The sequence below is a fragment of the Peribacillus sp. SIMBA_075 genome (assembly GCF_046534585.1).
Map to the genome: position 1 here is coordinate 280,785 of NZ_JAWRYN010000002.1, position 16,400 is coordinate 297,184.

General features: G+C 39.2%; 16 protein-coding genes and 1 riboswitch. Of the genes, 14 read left to right on the forward strand and 2 right to left on the reverse strand.

Annotated elements, in window-relative coordinates:
* The first annotated feature begins 11 nt into the window (after positions 1 to 11).
* The 11 genes from SB775_RS03145 (at position 12) to SB775_RS03195 (ending at position 13,648) form a co-directional block, all read left to right on the forward strand.
* Positions 12 to 1,523: a carboxypeptidase M32 gene (locus tag SB775_RS03145; protein WP_410860483.1), complete on the forward strand. Its 1,512-nt coding sequence runs from the start codon at positions 12 to 14 to the stop codon at positions 1,521 to 1,523.
* Positions 1,524 to 1,851: 328 nt separating this feature from the next.
* A riboswitch (purine riboswitch) is annotated at positions 1,852 to 1,953 on the forward strand.
* Positions 1,954 to 2,112: 159 nt separating this feature from the next.
* Positions 2,113 to 2,712: a xanthine phosphoribosyltransferase gene (locus SB775_RS03150; protein WP_410860484.1), complete on the forward strand. Its 600-nt coding sequence runs from the start codon at positions 2,113 to 2,115 to the stop codon at positions 2,710 to 2,712.
* Positions 2,705 to 4,018, forward strand: a complete 1,314-nt coding sequence (locus SB775_RS03155) for a nucleobase:cation symporter-2 family protein (RefSeq protein ID WP_410860485.1) — start codon at positions 2,705 to 2,707, stop codon at positions 4,016 to 4,018. The genes SB775_RS03150 and SB775_RS03155 overlap by 8 nt, the downstream gene beginning before the upstream one ends.
* A 683-nt stretch (positions 4,019 to 4,701) precedes the next feature.
* Positions 4,702 to 5,790 (forward strand): type III polyketide synthase, encoded by a 1,089-nt coding sequence (locus tag SB775_RS03160; RefSeq protein WP_410860486.1) that lies wholly within the window; start codon positions 4,702 to 4,704, stop codon positions 5,788 to 5,790.
* A complete protein-coding gene (locus SB775_RS03165) occupies positions 5,790 to 6,320 on the forward strand; it encodes an isoprenylcysteine carboxyl methyltransferase family protein (RefSeq protein ID WP_410860488.1) in 531 nt (176 codons plus the stop codon). The genes SB775_RS03160 and SB775_RS03165 overlap by 1 nt, the downstream gene beginning before the upstream one ends.
* 141 nt (positions 6,321 to 6,461) lie before the next feature.
* Complete coding sequence (locus SB775_RS03170; protein WP_176431939.1) at positions 6,462 to 6,620, forward strand: hypothetical protein; 159 nt, start codon at positions 6,462 to 6,464, stop codon at positions 6,618 to 6,620.
* Positions 6,621 to 6,952: 332 nt separating this feature from the next.
* Positions 6,953 to 10,666 carry a dynamin family protein gene (locus SB775_RS03175; protein WP_410860490.1) on the forward strand — a complete coding sequence of 1,238 codons (3,714 nt, stop codon included), beginning with the start codon at positions 6,953 to 6,955 and terminating at the stop codon, positions 10,664 to 10,666.
* A gap of 64 nt (positions 10,667 to 10,730) precedes the next feature.
* The gene (locus tag SB775_RS03180; protein WP_410860491.1) at positions 10,731 to 11,441 is read left to right on the forward strand and encodes a DNA polymerase beta superfamily protein; all 711 of its coding nucleotides are present in this window, start codon (positions 10,731 to 10,733) and stop codon (positions 11,439 to 11,441) included.
* Between the two features lie 12 nt (positions 11,442 to 11,453).
* On the forward strand, positions 11,454 to 12,281 hold the full coding sequence (locus SB775_RS03185) for a sulfurtransferase (RefSeq protein WP_410860492.1): 828 nt from the start codon (positions 11,454 to 11,456) through the stop codon (positions 12,279 to 12,281).
* 85 nt (positions 12,282 to 12,366) lie between these two features.
* Positions 12,367 to 13,242: a 5'-3' exonuclease gene (locus SB775_RS03190; protein WP_089363230.1), complete on the forward strand. Its 876-nt coding sequence runs from the start codon at positions 12,367 to 12,369 to the stop codon at positions 13,240 to 13,242.
* 112 nt (positions 13,243 to 13,354) lie between these two features.
* On the forward strand, positions 13,355 to 13,648 hold the full coding sequence (locus SB775_RS03195; RefSeq protein WP_061463811.1) for a DUF6123 family protein: 294 nt from the start codon (positions 13,355 to 13,357) through the stop codon (positions 13,646 to 13,648).
* Between the two features lie 44 nt (positions 13,649 to 13,692).
* Here the strand turns inward: SB775_RS03195 and SB775_RS03200 are convergent, their stop codons facing one another.
* Both SB775_RS03200 and SB775_RS03205 read right to left on the reverse strand, forming a co-directional pair.
* A complete protein-coding gene (locus tag SB775_RS03200) occupies positions 13,693 to 14,601 on the reverse strand; it encodes a DMT family transporter (RefSeq protein WP_410860493.1) in 909 nt (302 codons plus the stop codon).
* Entirely contained in the window at positions 14,598 to 14,999 is a 402-nt protein-coding gene (locus SB775_RS03205) for a reverse transcriptase-like protein (protein WP_061463809.1), read from the reverse strand. Before SB775_RS03205 ends, SB775_RS03200 begins: the two co-directional genes overlap by 4 nt.
* Positions 15,000 to 15,219: 220 nt before the next feature.
* On the opposite strand from SB775_RS03205, the gene SB775_RS03210 reads away from it, so the two are divergent.
* From SB775_RS03210 to SB775_RS03220, 3 genes are all read left to right on the forward strand, one after another.
* Positions 15,220 to 15,891 carry a reverse transcriptase-like protein gene (locus SB775_RS03210; protein ID WP_410860494.1) on the forward strand — a complete coding sequence of 224 codons (672 nt, stop codon included), beginning with the start codon at positions 15,220 to 15,222 and terminating at the stop codon, positions 15,889 to 15,891.
* A gap of 5 nt (positions 15,892 to 15,896) precedes the next feature.
* Positions 15,897 to 16,082, forward strand: a complete 186-nt coding sequence (locus tag SB775_RS03215) for a zinc-finger domain-containing protein (RefSeq protein ID WP_061463808.1) — start codon at positions 15,897 to 15,899, stop codon at positions 16,080 to 16,082.
* An 84-nt stretch (positions 16,083 to 16,166) separates the two neighbouring features.
* Entirely contained in the window at positions 16,167 to 16,394 is a 228-nt protein-coding gene (locus tag SB775_RS03220) for a hypothetical protein (protein WP_410860495.1), read from the forward strand.
* The last annotated feature ends 6 nt before the right edge of the window (positions 16,395 to 16,400 follow it).

Here is a 16,400-nt window from a genome sequence, read left to right on the forward strand (position 1 = left end):
GAGTTGTGAATATGGAAAAAGAAGGTATAGATTTGATAGAAAAAGAATTTAAAGAATATGTCAAGAAAATCTCGGCCTATAATGAAGCGCTCGCGTTAATTTTTTGGGACTTACGGACAGGTGCACCGAAAAAGGGAGTTGAGCAGCGTTCTGAAGTGATCGGGGTGCTTTCCTCTGAGGTTTTTAATATGACCACAAGTAAAAAGATGGAATCCTTCATTACGGAACTTTCGAAGGGGTCTCTTAGTGAAACGACGAATAAGATGGTACAAGAGTGTAAAAAAGAGTTTGAAAGGAATAAGAAGATTCCTGCAAACGAATATAAGGAATTCGTCATTTTACAATCCCGCTCTGAAAGTGCTTGGGAAGAGGCAAAGGAAAAAGCGGATTTTTCGTTATTCCAACCTTATCTGGAGCAAGTTGTTGCATATACCCGTAAATTCATAGAGTACTGGGGATACGAAGGACAGAAATATAATACCCTTTTAGACATGTATGAACCCGGCATGACTGTAGATCTACTTGACAGCGTATTCAGTGAGCTTCGGTCGAGTATAGTACCTCTGGTAAAACAGATTGCAAAAAGCGAAAATAGACCTGAAACAGCGTTCCTTTATAAAGAATTTCCAAAAGAAAAACAGCATCGCCTCAACCTGGAAGTTTTAAAACATCTAGGATACGATTTCAAGGCTGGCAGGCTGGATGAAACAGTTCACCCTTTTGCTACTGGAATAAATAGGGGCGATGTCCGGGTGACGACCCGTTACGATGAATGTGATTTTAGGGGGGCGATCTTTGGTACCATTCATGAATGTGGACATGCCATTTATGAGCAGAATATCGCCGAAGAGTTAACCGGGACACTGCTCGATAATGGGACATCAATGGGAATCCATGAATCCCAATCACTGTTTTTTGAAAACTTCATTGGACGGAACTATAGCTTCTGGAAAAATAAATTCTCCCTATTGAAAGAATATGCTCCTGAACAATTCAATGATGTGACGCTGGATGAATTCTACCGGGGGATTAACGAATCAAAACCATCGTTCATCCGTATTGAAGCAGATGAACTAACTTATCCCCTACATATAATGATTCGGTATGAACTGGAAAAGGCTCTCTTTAATGGAGAACTTGAAGTGAAGGATTTACCGGAAGTCTGGAATGAAAAATACAAGGATTATTTGGGAATTGTTCCTGAAAATGATGCAATGGGCGTGTTACAGGATGTACACTGGGCAGATGGCAGTTTTGGTTATTTCCCATCGTATGCATTGGGATATATGTATGCAGCCCAAATCAAGCAGTCGATGCTTAAAGATTTGCCTGATTTTGATGGGCTTTTGGAAGCGGGCGATATTGCTCCAATCAGGAAATGGCTTAATGAAAAGATACATAAATATGGAAAAACAAAAGAGCCCCTAGAGATTTTGAAAGAAACGACAGGGGAAGGCCTGAATGTTCAGTATTTAATAAAGTATCTTGAAAATAAATATAAAGAAGTTTATAAAATCAAATGAATTTAATTAGAGAAGGCCTTGGAATAATTATCAAGGCCTTCTTCTTTTTTCAATGGTTCACACAATTTAAATCCTTATGAACCGTGGGCATTTTTGTTAACATCAATAAAAGGTATCATTTAGGCGACTATAATATTTCTAATTCTTTGAAAAATACCCGTAATTTCAAGTGATGGCTTTTTGTTGATGGTGAATCCAGGTTAATTAGTCTTGGTGATTTCGCAATTTTCTAAAATTACGAATAATGTTTTATATTTTTAATTGAAAGTTCGGTTTTTGTTAAAAATGACTTTTCAAAATAAGACAGCGTTGTTATAATTTATATATTAATAAAATATAAAGTTTCACTCGTATAATAGCAGGAATATGGCCTGCAAGTTTCTACCGGATTACCGTAAATAATTCGACTATGGGTGAGTAATTGATCTTGTTGCATAATGGAAGGATTTTGCTGTTTCATTTTTCATTTATGCCCAAGAAATATTGCTTCACTCAAAAAGTGCTGCAATGTTTCTTGGGCTTTTTTATATCTGGGAAACATTTGCATGGTTTATAGGTCAATAAACATCCAAGATTGGGAGGAACCTTCATGCAAATTTTAAAGGAAAAAATCTTGTCCGAGGGTCAAGCTTTATCAGAAGATATTTTAAAAGTAGATTCATTCTTGAATCATCAAATGGATCCTATGCTGATGAAAGAAATAGGTAAAGAATTCGTTAAACGTTTCGAACAAAAGGAAATAACGAAAGTGCTTACCATTGAATCTTCAGGCATTGGACCTGGTTTGATGGCTGCCTTGGAATTGGAAGTTCCGCTAATTTTTGCCCGTAAACGTAAATCACTTACTTTGACAAATGATTTAGTGACGGCGTCCGTTCATTCCTTTACAAAAAAAGAAACAAATACAATTACAGTTTCCAATAAATATATAGAAGCTGGTGATAAGGTTCTGATCATCGATGACTTCCTTGCGGTCGGACAAGCGGCTCGGGGCTTGGTGGATATCTGTGAGCAGGTTGGAGCAGAAGTAGCCGGGATCGGAATTGTTATTGAAAAAGCATTCCAAAGTGGTGGTAAGGACCTTCGGGAACAAGGGTTTCAAGTGGAATCCCTGGCACGAATTGCGAAGTTGAAATTCGGTGAGATCACTTTCGTTGAGGAAATGGAAGGGGCAACTGTCAATGTCTAATCAATCACCATTAAAAGTTGCTTCCTTAGGATTACAACATGTTCTTGCAATGTATGCTGGTGCGATCGTCGTTCCATTGATTGTTGGGGGAGCGTTAAATTTAACTGCTGCGCAGTTAACCTATTTAGTTTCGATTGACATCTTAATGTGTGGAATAGCGACCTTATTGCAAGTCTGGAAAAATAAATTCTTCGGAATCGGCCTACCCGTCGTTCTAGGCTGTACATTCACGGCAGTCAGCCCAATGATTGCGGTAGGTACCCAATATGGAGTCACCACCATTTATGGGGCCATCTTAGTGTCGGGATTAATCGTCGTTTTAATTAGTAAGTTCTTCGGGAAACTGGCTAGGTTTTTCCCGCCGGTCGTTACTGGTTCAGTCGTTATGATCATCGGGATCACACTCATTCCTGTCGCCATCAACAATCTTGGGGGCGGACAAGGTGCTGCTGACTTTGGAGCCTTGGATAACGTAGCCCTTGGTTTTGGAACTTTGCTTTTCATCATTTTCATGTATAAATTCTCAACGGGATTCGTGCGCTCCATCTCTATATTATTAGGACTGTTAGTCGGAACTCTTGCAGCTTTCTTCCTTGGGAAAGTTGATTTTAGCTCAGTTGCAAGTGCAAGTTGGTTGCATCTTCCACATTTTTTCTACTTTGGCACTCCGACTTTCAACATCACGGCGATCATTACCATGACTTTGGTGGCGATAGTCAGCTTAGTGGAATCGACTGGCGTCTATTATGCCTTAGGAGAAATCACGGACAAAGAGATTTCGGAAGATGATCTGGCACGTGGATACCGTTCTGAAGGGCTTGCCATCATGCTTGGCGGTTTGTTTAATGCTTTTCCTTATACAGCTTTTTCACAAAATGTCGGTTTAATTCAATTGTCGGGTATTAAAACAAGAAATGTCATTTATACAACGGCAGGGATGCTCATTTTCATTGGTTTTGTCCCGAAAATTGGTGCATTCACGACCATTATCCCTTCGTCCGTGTTAGGCGGGGCAATGGTTGCCATGTTTGGCATGGTTATTGCCGCTGGAATTAAGATGTTAAGTAAGGTGGATTTTGCCTCTCAAGAAAACTTATTGATCATCGCTTGTTCCGTAGGTATGGGACTTGGGGTAACGGTCGTTCCTGAGCTATTTGCTCAAATTCCGGAAAGCATTCAAATATTAACGGATAATGGAATCGTGGCTGGAAGTTTGTCAGCCATTTTCTTGAATATCGTCTTTAACATTGTCCCGACAAAAGCGAAAGTAAAGGAAGCCCGTGTTGAAAGACAGAATGTTGCCTGATTAAAAATAGATTCTGTAAACTATTAAATGCCCCCTAATCCACAGATGATGAGGATTAGAGGGCATTTTTTATTAGTCCGAAAACTCATCATTGTTAAATGAAGTTTTTTAATGAAATGGAGTTTTGTCAGATAAAAGGAAACTCTCGTCACTTTTTGAATATATTGATAGTATATGTTCAGGAAAGTAGTGATAGAGATGGAGAAAAAATATTGTATTCATTGTCGGACCATTTTAAGTCAGGAGTATAGGTGCAGTGTGTGCGGTAAAGAGGAGTTTCAAAATATCATTATACAAGTACAAAATCAATCTTCAGTAAAGAAGGAAGAATGAAAGCAGCCCCCTTACCGATTATCTAGGTAAGGGGGTTTTATTGTTTCCAATTACATTTTGATCATTGAGATGATATGTAGGGTGCCTACGCCATCCAATGAAATGGGTAAATTGCTTGCTTCATGTAAACCTATACATTTTTGTTTGGCCCTCCATGACGGGAGGTGTAAAATCCATGATTGTATTCTCGCAAATGCTAAGGAGGTGGCGATATTGCCGGCTTAGCATGTTGTCTTAGTTCTGCTGCGAAAAATTCAAGAGTTTCACCTTAGATGACCATTAAGCTATAGAGCATAAATGATATCTTGGTGGGTATATTAACCATATCATGAATAATAAGGGGTGGGATCATGCCATATTTATTATCTGCATCACATATAAAGCTACCATATTTACTTTCACAGGAAAAAATCATGGAATTTTCAAGAGAAATCTTTGGATCCTCATTTAAGAGTATAGATCGGTTATTAAAGGCCTTTACGAATGGACAAGTGGAAAATCGATATTTTTCAAATGATCTTGATTGGTTTAAAAAGGATCATTCTTTTGCTGATCGGAATGATTTATACATAAAGCAGGCTGTAAAGTTTGGGAAAGAGGCTATAGAAAAATGTTTAACCAACCCAGAATTTTTACAAGAAGAGCTGCAGGCATTCGAACTAGATGCTTTCTTTTTTATATCAAGCACAGGGGTTGCTACCCCGACCATTGATGCCAGGATAATGAATGAACTTCCATTTAACCCGCATGCAAAAAGAATTCCGATATGGGGGCTTGGATGTGCAGGGGGAGCGAGCGGCCTATCACGTGCTTTTGAATATTGCCGAGCGTACCCGACGGCTAAGGTCATTGTTTTAAGTGTGGAGTTATGCAGTCTGACTTTTCAAAGGAATGATATCTCCAAAAGTAATTTAATTGGAACCTCCTTATTCTCTGATGGAGTAAGCTGTGTTTTGGTTTGCGGTGATGATGTGCCGGATGAACAGTATTCAAGAAAAGGACTACATTTGAAATTTTTGGATTCGCAATCCACGCTAATGCCAAATTCATTGGATGTAATGGGGTGGGATGTTAAAGACCAAGGCTTATATGTGATATTTTCGAAAGATATCCCTACAATCATCAAGGATTGGCTTAAACCGAATGTCCAAGAGTTCTTAGCGGGAAATGGAATGGATCTCGGGGATATAAAAGATTTCATTGCCCATCCTGGAGGGAAAAAAGTAATTGATGCTTATCACGAATCCCTAGGATTCGATGAAAGCATGACTGCAGTATCAATGAGAATATTAAGAGAATTTGGAAATATGTCCTCAGCAACTATTTTGTACGTCCTTGAGAGATTCATGCAGCGTGGCGGGAATAAAGGTGAGGTGGGATTGGCTGCAGCATTGGGGCCTGGTTTTTCATCTGAACTTGTGTTAATGAGGTGGGAATGATGCTCTTTGCCATTTTCATCGTCTTGATTGCCATTCAGCGCCTGGTTGAATTATATATTGCCAAACAAAATGAAAAGCAGTTGAAAGGTGCAGGAGCTGTAGAATACGGTGAGTCCCATTACAGATGGATGGTTCTTATGCACCTTAGTTTTTTTATTGTTCTCATTATTGAAGTGCTCGCTTATGAAAGGGATGTGGCTGGACTTTGGCCGATTTGGCTGATCCTTTTTCTGATTGCGCAGTCGGGAAGGATTTGGGTGATCAGTTCATTGGGAAAACATTGGAATACAAAAATCATAGTGGTTCCTAATGCCGAAGTAGTCATTAAAGGTCCTTATAAATATTTCAAACATCCGAACTATATAATAGTGGCAACGGAGATTATAGTTATTTCTTTATTATTCAATGCATATTATACAGCTATAATCTTTAGTTTTTTGAACGCATGGATGATGGCGGTTCGAATCCCCCTCGAAGAAAAGGCATTAAAGGAACATACGGAATATTCTACGGTTTTTAAGGGAAAATAATAAAAACTTTATTTTCTTATTGAAAATGATTATCGTTCATGATAAGATTCTAAATGAAGATGAAAATTATTCTCAATCAAATATCGATAAATTTTATAATAAAACTAAAGCTACTCAATATATAAGAGGATGGTGTTGGTAATGGTCTGGTTATTCATTTTATTGACAATCGCTACATATGGTTTTGTGATGAAACATGTATTAAATAATATTCAAAAACCGGCAAAGGCAGTTAAACCCTTTACCGGGTCAACAATGGAAAACCGAGCTGCATTTAACCCCACTCCTACAACCAGGTAATCATCCTGGTTTTTTTTTATGGCTGTTTTCACATACTTTGTTGCTATTTACCAGGTAGTGAGTTGTGGTTGATTTCCCCTCCAGATGCTCGCTCCAATCAACCTTAAATAGTTTCGTTTTAAAAACAACAATCTTTACGAAAAGAGCCTGTTTTATTCAAATGAATTAACAAGATATGAATCAAACTGCATGAATCCGCCAATAGGTGGTTTTTTTTTGAACATGGCCTATAATAAATCATAAAGTAAAACTAAAGCTGACTGTATGAATAACAAACGAAATCGTTTACAATAAGAGTATTAAAATGACGATAGATTAAGGGGTATGGATTCATGATTCAAGAAACAGTAAAACAACGGTCCAAATTGGGGATTTTGACTGCCATGTATGATAAATTTCAATCGGCAGGCGATACAGGCAATGCAGATAAACTGAAACAATTAATCATGAAAGTGAATGATGAGGAGTTCATCATTGCTTTTTGCGGGCATTTTTCAGCGGGTAAATCAAGTATGATCAACTTTCTCCTTGGTGATCAAGTATTGCCTTCAAGTCCGATTCCAACGAGTGCAAATACGGTAAAGGTCCAAAAAGGGGAAGACTATGCCAAAGTCTTTTACCATCATCAGCCTCCAGTCTTATTTCCTGCACCTTATGATTTTAAAGAGGTCAAGAAATTTGCCAAGGATGGTGATTCAGTATCGGCAATAACGATAAGTTCCAATCACTTTTCAATGCCGGAATCATGTGCAATCATGGATACGCCAGGAATTGATTCGACGGATGATGCACATCGAGTTTCTACGGAATCCGCCTTGCATTTAGCTGATGTCGTCTTCTATGTTATGGATTATAATCACGTCCAATCAGAAGTCAACTTCCTATTCACCAAAGAATTGTTGGAGGCTGAAAAGCCGACATACTTAATTATCAATATGATCGATAAGCATGATGAGAATGAGCTTAGCTTCCAAGACTTCAAGCTTTCCGTTACTGAAGCATTTGCGAACTGGAATGTATATCCTGATGGGATTTTTTATACATCTGTAAGAGATTTGAACAATAGCGAAAATGAAATTGAAGTCGTTCGGCAATTTATATATGAAATGGCAGACAAAGGTCAGAATGATGGGAAAGATGCCATCATGCAATCGGCTAAAGCGCTTGTCGAAAGGCACCTTATTTGGCTGAAGGAACAATATGAAGAGGAACATGCCGAGGATTTAGAAGTATTATCAGACCTTCCTCATGAAGAGCGAATTCAGTTGACGAATCAAGTGGACAGCCTATTAAAAGAAAAAAAATCATTAACTGGACGAATAGAGGACATCAAGGTCCAATATGCTGAAGCATTAGAAACAATTTTGAAAAGTGCATACATCATGCCCGCGGCTACACGGGACCTAGGTAAATCTTTCTTGGAATCGGCTCAGCCGGATTTTAAAATGGGTCTATTATTTGCCAAGAAAAAAACTGAGGCCGAGCGTGAGGAACGTATTAAAGCATTCTTGGCCGATTTACAAGAAAAGGTGAAAACCCAGCTTGAATGGCATCTTAAAGAATTGGCGGTTAAAACGCTTAATCAAGCGGAAATCCATGATTCAACATTTGAAAGTAAGGCGCAGGGACTTCATATCGAGGTAACGGAAGCCTACATAAAAAACTCTTTAAAGCCCCAAGTCGATATTACAGGTGAATACGTTTTAAACTATACGAATGATTTAGCCTCAGCTATCAAGAAGAAAGCACGTGAAATATCTGAAGGATTTTTGAATGGAATGGTCGCCGTTATGGAAGGAATAGTGGAACAGCAGTCTATATCCTTAGATAAGGAACTTGAAGGTTTTTCCGAATTTGCGGAAGCCCTTAAAGTTACAGCGGCGATGAACGCGGAAATCAAGTACCAAACGGAACGATTAGAGGCCATTGCCAATCAAACTGAAACATCAGTTGATGAGCGTGATATCGATACGCTTTTAACTCAATGGAATGAAGAAGAAAAAAATATTACAGTAAAAATCATGAGAATCGATAAAGGAAGTAATTCAATGCACGTCGACGAACAACCTGAAACGGATCATGATATAGAAAGTAAGGAAGCTGTTCCTTCTATAGCTGTTTCTTCATCTGATGCTGCTGATTTACGCGGAAAAGAAAAGCTGATGGAGACTGCAACGAGTTTACATCAGGCAGCCAAGCTTATACAGCCTTTGAGAGGATTTCAATCACTTTATAAAGAATTGACAGATAAGGCAAATCGCCTGGAACAGCAGACTTTCACGGTTGCCCTCTTTGGTGCATTCAGTGCGGGTAAATCTTCCTTTGCCAATGCACTGATGGGAGAAAGTGTCCTTCCTGTTTCACCTAATCCGACAACTGCGGCAATCAACAAAATCATGTCTTCAGATGCTGAGCATCCACATGGAACGGCAACCGTCAAATTAAAGACGGAAGCGATGCTGTTAGAAGATGTGAGCCTGGCTTTGGCAGCTTTTGATAAATCGGCAAAGACACTGGATGAAGCACTTCACATAGCAGGGCAAATCATTGCGAAGGCAGGGGAAGTTGACAAAGGGAAAACGCATTTATCCTTCTTAAGGGCTTTCCATCAAGGGATGCCCCAGCACCAAGATGATTTAGGGAATGTGATTACGGTAGATCTTGAAGGGTTTAAACGTTTTGCTGCAGAAGAGTCCAAGTCGTGCCTTGTTGATTTGATTGAATTGCGTTACGACTGTGAAATGACAAAGCAGGGGATGGTGCTTGTTGACACACCTGGGGCGGATTCGATAAATGCCAGACATACAGGAGCAGCTTTCGAATATATTAAGAATTCGGATGCCATCCTTTTTGTGACCTATTATAATCACCCATTTTCACGGGCAGATAGGGAGTTCTTGATACAACTTGGACGTGTAAAAGATTCTTTCGCGATGGATAAGATGTTCTTCATTGTCAATGCAGTCGATCTTGCACAAACCACTGACGAATTGGACGAAGTGATGGATTATGTCACAGATCAATTGAATGGATTCGGAATCCGTTTTCCAAAACTGTTCCCGCTTACGAGTAAGGGAGCATTGATGGAAAAACAGACGCCTGGTTCATTTAAGCATTCATTCCTTCAAAATAGCGGTATTTCGGAATTCCAAGACCAATTCGATGCTTTCATCGAAAACGATTTAACTGGACTTGCAATCGAATCGGCTAAAGCGGCCGTAAAAAGAACGGAAGAACTGCTCCGTGATGTAATTGCAGCTTCCATGCAGGATGAAAAGGCAAAACGAAAAGCTCTGGACTCCCTTTCACATGAGGCACAGTCCATTTCGGAACTGCTCTCTGTCATTAAAGGGGATGCGGAAAAGCAACGTTTGAAAAAAGAAATCGATGAATTGACTTTCTATAGTAAGCAACGGGTCTTTTTCCGATTTAATGATTTCTTCAAGGAATCGTTCAACCCGGCCGTCTTAAAGGATGATGGGGGGGATCTGAAAATTGTCCTCAAGCAAGCGATGAAGAACTTATTGGATGCGTTGGGCTTTGACCTTGCCCAGGAAATGCGGGCAACGGCTTTAAGGACGGAAATGTTCGTAAATAAATTGCTGAACGAGAAACAAAGCAGTTTGCTTCAGCAAATTCAAAAAGTAAGAAAAACCCTTTCATTACAGCCTTATGAACCTAATGAGAGGGAGTCCCTTGAATTCACAGGAGCTTTTGTCCAATTGGAAATTGGGGAATTCAAAAAGGAATTGGCGTTATTTAAAAATCCAAAATCTTTCTTTGAAAAAAATGAGAAATTGAAAATGAGCGAAGGGCTTCAGAAGCGTTTGGATGATCCTGCCCTAATGTATGTAAAAGGACAGGGTGAGCGGATTTTCGAAATGTATAATGAAGTCCTTGATCAAGAGTTACTTGCGATTCAAAAAGAGTTTAAGACGGAAATATCGGAGATCTTTGCAGGTTTACGTGCAGCAATGGAGGAAACGGTAGATTTACCGTATTATGAAAATGCAGTAGCTGAATTGGCAAAAATGCATTCGAAATAGAAACGAGGTTCATTCATGAAAGAAAACCTTATTTCAAAATTGAAAATCCTGGAAAAAAAAGAATATGACCATTTTGATGGCTGCTGTTACTGGCAGCCATTCTTTTGGTTTACCATCCGTCCATTCGGATATCGATGTTCGGTTTATATATGTTCATAATGATAAGCGATCTTACCTCAGCTTGAGTCCTGCAGTTGAAGTGATTCATTTGAAAGAAAACATATATGACATGGAAGGCTGGGATCTATTTAAATCATCCCGTCTTACGATAAAGAGTAATCCTGCACTATTTGAATTATTTCAGTCACCAATCAAGCTGATTACACATCCGGATTATTATAGGAAGATGAATGGTTTGATAGCGGATTGCTATTCCCAAAAGACACTAGGACATCATTACTATCGGATGATGGGCGACAACCTTCAACAATTGACAAAAACAAGGGACTCTGAAAGAAAAGGACTAAAAACATGGGTACAAGTTTACCGTTCGTATTTAATCCTGGAACATATCATCCAAAAGGGGGCATTGCCACCTTTATCCGTTTGGGAATTACTTGAATCGGTTACCATCAATCAAGAAATGAAAACCAGGATGACCCGAATATTTAAAGCAAAACAAAAGGAAGAATTTATAAGCAACAATGAAAGCGAAAAGAATCTTTCATTATTAGAAGGGAAATCACTTTCCTTAAAGAATGAAATAAATAAGCTTCCTCCAGGGAAGAACATGGAAACGGAGCTTAATCAATTAATTTGGACCATTTTGAAATAGGGGGCTATGCATATGGGTTATATAATGGAAAAAGAAGAGCTGTTGCCATTGTTGAATTCTAGTGATATCAGGATCTGTGACTGCCGCTTTCAGCTGGGTTCTCCTGATGCAGGGCATAATGAATACGAGAAAGAACATATTTCCGGCGCTGTTTATTTCGATCTCGAAAAGGATTTATCGGGGCAAGTTCTTAAACACGGCGGAAGACATCCTCTTCCTGACCTGGAAAAGTTTAAAGATAAACTAGAATCAAATGGAATCTCCAATGATACGGTGCTTATTGCTTATGATGGGGGGGAAGGTTCTTTTGCTTCTAGGTTTGTCTGGCTGCTAAGCTATCTTGGGCACCAGAAAGTCTATGTTCTTAACGGGGGGTATCGCGCCTGGAAGGATGCGGGCTATCCGATTGACTCGAATCAAACGAATAATAGTACTAGAGAATATCATATCGATTTAAATGAAACCGTGCTTGCATCTTTTCAAAAAGTGAAGGACTATACAATGAATAGGCCTGACCATATCGTTTTAATGGATTCAAGGGAATCTAAACGGTACGAGGGAATCGAGGAGCCGATTGATAAAAAAGCAGGCCATATACCTGGTGCAGTTAATAAGGTGTGGACGAACGTTTTGGATAATGGCTATTATAAAAACAAGGAAGATCTTCAGGAAAATTTCACAGACATTGGCAGGGATAAGGAAATCATTGTCTACTGTGGTTCAGGTGTAACGGCATCTCCCAATTATATCGCCCTGAAAGAAGCGGGCTTTAAAGATGTGAAGATATATGTTGGCAGTTTCAGTGACTGGATCTCCTATGATGATAATCCGATTGAATAATATTTTTTCCAATTAAACGATCCTTAAAAAAGAGGATAGTTATGTTAAAATGGATGTACATCATGATAGAGGTGATAATGTGTTAATGAAAGAAAATGAGCAACATCCTTCCTTTTTGCTTGTCGACGGGATGGCGCTATTATTCAGAGCTTTTTATGCAACGGCCGTTACTGGTCAATTCATGATTAACTCAAAAGGTATTCCTACTAATGCCGTCCAAGGTTTTTTGAAGCATATGCTGACAGCGGTGAATCATTTTTCACCTAGCCATGTAGCGGTGTGCTGGGATATGGGCAGCAAGACTTTCAGAAATGAATTATTTGATGGATACAAGGCTAATCGTTCAGAAGCTCCGGTCGAAATGATCCCTCAATTCGACTTAGCGAAAAAAGCGGTTGAAGCATTTGATATCCCTAACATAGGGCTCTCTGGATATGAAGCGGATGACTGTATCGGGACAATTGCGAAGGCATCTGCCCAACATAGCCGGGTGGGTATATTGACAGGCGATCAAGATATGCTCCAGTTGATAGAAGAAAATATTTCTGTACTATTGTTAAAAAAAGGATATGGTAACTATGAAGTTCATAATCCTGATAGCTTTTATGAATGGAAAGGGATCACTCCAAGACAAATGATCGATTTAAAAGCTTTAATGGGCGATACAGCTGATAACTATCCCGGAGTTAAAGGAATTGGGGAGAAGACAGCGTTGAAATTATTGATTCAGTATCAAAATATCGAAGGGATTCTTGAAAATGTTGCTTCATTGACAAACGGGCAGAGAGCTAAGATTGAATCTGCCGTAGATATGCTTCATTTATCCAGAAAACTGGCCGAAATAAAATGTGATGTACCCATTTCATGCTCTTTGGACGATGCGGTTTATCAGTATGATCGCGAGAAGGTCAAAAATCTGGCTAGGGATCATGAATTCAGGGCTTTACTAAAAATGATTTAATAATGAAAATTTCGGAGCTCCCCAATGGGAGCTCCTTTAATTTATACGGTGAATTTTTTGTCGAAAAATGGATAGTCAAAATCTTTGATATACGGTAAGATGAAAATAAGGCATGAAGTATGGAGTGGATGCAGAAGTGGCGAGATCAACTGAAGAGTATGTTAGTTTTTTAGAGGGTAAGGGATTCACTTTTGGTAGCGACGATATTGGTTTTATTTATTTTGGTAAGCGCTACACGGAAGCAAGTGATATTTTAGTCAATGCAGCAATAGAATTGACTTTGAAGGTTCAAAAGAGTTTTGATGGCAGCTTTTATATTTCCTTTTTGGAAAACTTAAAACAAAATGGTATTAAAACCCGCAGTGAAGCAGTATCGTTTGCAAAAGAACAGGGGCTGCTTAAATAAATCGGACTTCGTTACTTTGAAGTCCGATTTATTTTTATGGCTTTTCAAGAAAACTCCTTTGCTATCGGTTTCTTTTTATTAGCAGGCAGATCAGCAAGTATCATCCCCAAGAAAATGAATGCACAGCCAATGATGGAAGCGGAAGTCAATTTTTCCCCTATCAATATGTATGAGGATAACGCAGCAAAAACCGGTTCCATTGAAAAAATCAATGCGACTCTCGTAGGTGTCGTATAGGCTTGGAAGAAGGTTTGTGCGAAAAAAGCGAACGCAGTGGCAAGGGCTGCCGTAACCAATAAAGCAGTCCATACGTCTTTCTGTAACATGACCTCTGAGCTGAAGATGATAGAATGATTCTCATTGAAAATGAAGGCTGAAACATAGGATAATAAAGATACGGTGGAAATCTGAATCAGCGTCAACGGTAATGCGGGAAGGGTCTTGGCATATCTAGCAGTCGTAATGATCTGCATGGCAAAACTTATTGCGCATAAAAATACCAATAAATCACCGATATTCAAATTGGACCGGTCAGCGAACGTCATTAAATAAAGCCCAACGGTTGCGGCAGTGACACCTATAATTGTATTACGGGAAAGCCTATGTTTTAAAAGAAGCAGAGAAAAAACCGGTACCATGACGACACTTAATCCCGTTATGAAGCCTGTCTTCGCAGGAGTAGTAAAATTCAATCCGATTGTTTGAAGCCCATAGCCTAAAAAAAGCCAAACTCCGATATGAAACCCAGCTTTAAAAAGGCCCTTATTCCAGGTTTTTCCCTTTTTGTGTAAAGTCGATATATAAGGGATAAGCAAGAAAACGAAGGCCATGAAGAAACGGACGGCATTGAACGTGAATGGTTCAAGAAAAGATAGGGCATTTTGAACCATTACAAACGTGACGCCCCAGATGAATACAACGAATAATAATGAAAAATCAGCTGTCTTGTTCATGAATTTCCTAAAGCTTTATTCAAGCGAATGGCCCGTCTTGCCAACTCATCCGCGGATTTGTTTTCGAGATTTGGAATCCATTTTATGAAAAATAATTCAAGCTCGTCGGAAAGCTTTAGAGCCCTTTCCAGCAATATGGCATACTTATTTTTTGCAAATCTTTTTTCAATGGCCTGGTTGATGGCTTGGGAGTCAGTACGAAAAGAAACGATTTGATACTTATTGGCTACACAAATTTCCAATGCTTTGATTAAAGCATGGTACTCCGCTTCATGGTTTTCCATATTTCCAAGCGGAAAGGAATGCCGCTCAACCACACCGTTATTATTAATGAAAACACCTGCGCCGCTCGGCCCTGGATTGCCCGCACTGGCACCATCAATATACACTTCGATCAAGATGTGCTCCTCCTCGAGTTTAACAGTTAATATACTATGATAAAAAAACATTTCATATAAAATTAAAATTGAAACATGAGAATTTCAGCCTGGTATGGGAACTATAATTAAAAGATGATTCAATTGCTTACATTATATTATAAATGGTATACCGAAAAAAAGGTATGAAAATTGTAAGCTGTTCTGCATGAATGGTGAATGGATAAGGAGCTGGAAATCTTTGAAGGTAATTATGCAATGGACATATCATGCTTCAAAAAAACCATCTGCCGATTTCGTTTCGGATTGGCTTGATGCCGGGACTGCACTGGTCATTACGGAAGATCTTGAAAAGGCAGGAAGGCTGAAAGAAGTGGAATTCAAGGATGAATTCGATACAGTATGGACAAAGAAGGAGCTAAAAAAACTCCTGACTGAAGTTGAGGAGGAGCCTCAGGATGTGACGGTTTTTTTTGATGGCGGTTTTCAAAAAGATGAAAAGGTGGCAGGGATCGGTGTTGCCATTTATTTTCGTCAAGGTAAGAAGTTCTGGAGGGTACGCACCAACGTGAAATTGGAGCAATTCGAATCTAATAATGAAGCGGAATATGCGGCCTTTCATGAAGCGGTCAGGCAGATGGACGAACTTGGAATCCACCATCAAAGCTGTGTATTTAAAGGGGATTCCCTAGTTGTCTTAAATCAACTTTCCGGTGAATGGCCATGTATGGAAGAAAACTTAAATAAATGGCTGGACCGCATTGAAGCGAAACTGGATGAGTTAAAGATCATTCCGGTCTATAAGCCAATTTCCCGAAAAGAGAACCAGGAAGCCGATCGCCTGGCAACACTTGCTCTTCAGGGAAAAGCCATTTTCAGCAAAATAGAAATTGCTGGGTCAAAGGAGACATAACACCAATGAACAGGAAAAAAATATATGAAGAAGTGGAAGATGTTCTCGCTTCATTTTGCCAAGATTGTTTTTTACGAAAGCATTTTCGAAAAGAGAAGGGGCGTTCATATGCCCATCAGTTCTGTATTTCAGAGTGTACAGTTGGTGAAAAATTAAAACAGCTGGGAAATGAACTTAGTGACCTTTCGTAAGTAGCGAAAATTGCTTTCATCATCACACAAAGTCATGGAGGATATAGTATTATAGGCCATGCCGTTTTTAGGGTGATTGAGCAAATGAAAAGTGATATGTTCGGTAAATTCAATCCTGAAATCCTGCTGGAGTTTAAAATCCGATTAATGACCACCTTGGTCGAAAAAGAAGTCATGCTTACTAATAAACGAACCTGGACGATCATTATGATCAATCCGTACGATCCCCTTAAAGTTTTAATAAAAACCAGTGAAGGGATCATTGATTTGCGGGTGGAAAAGGAATGGCGGATCGAACGGATCATCGGTTAATGAAAA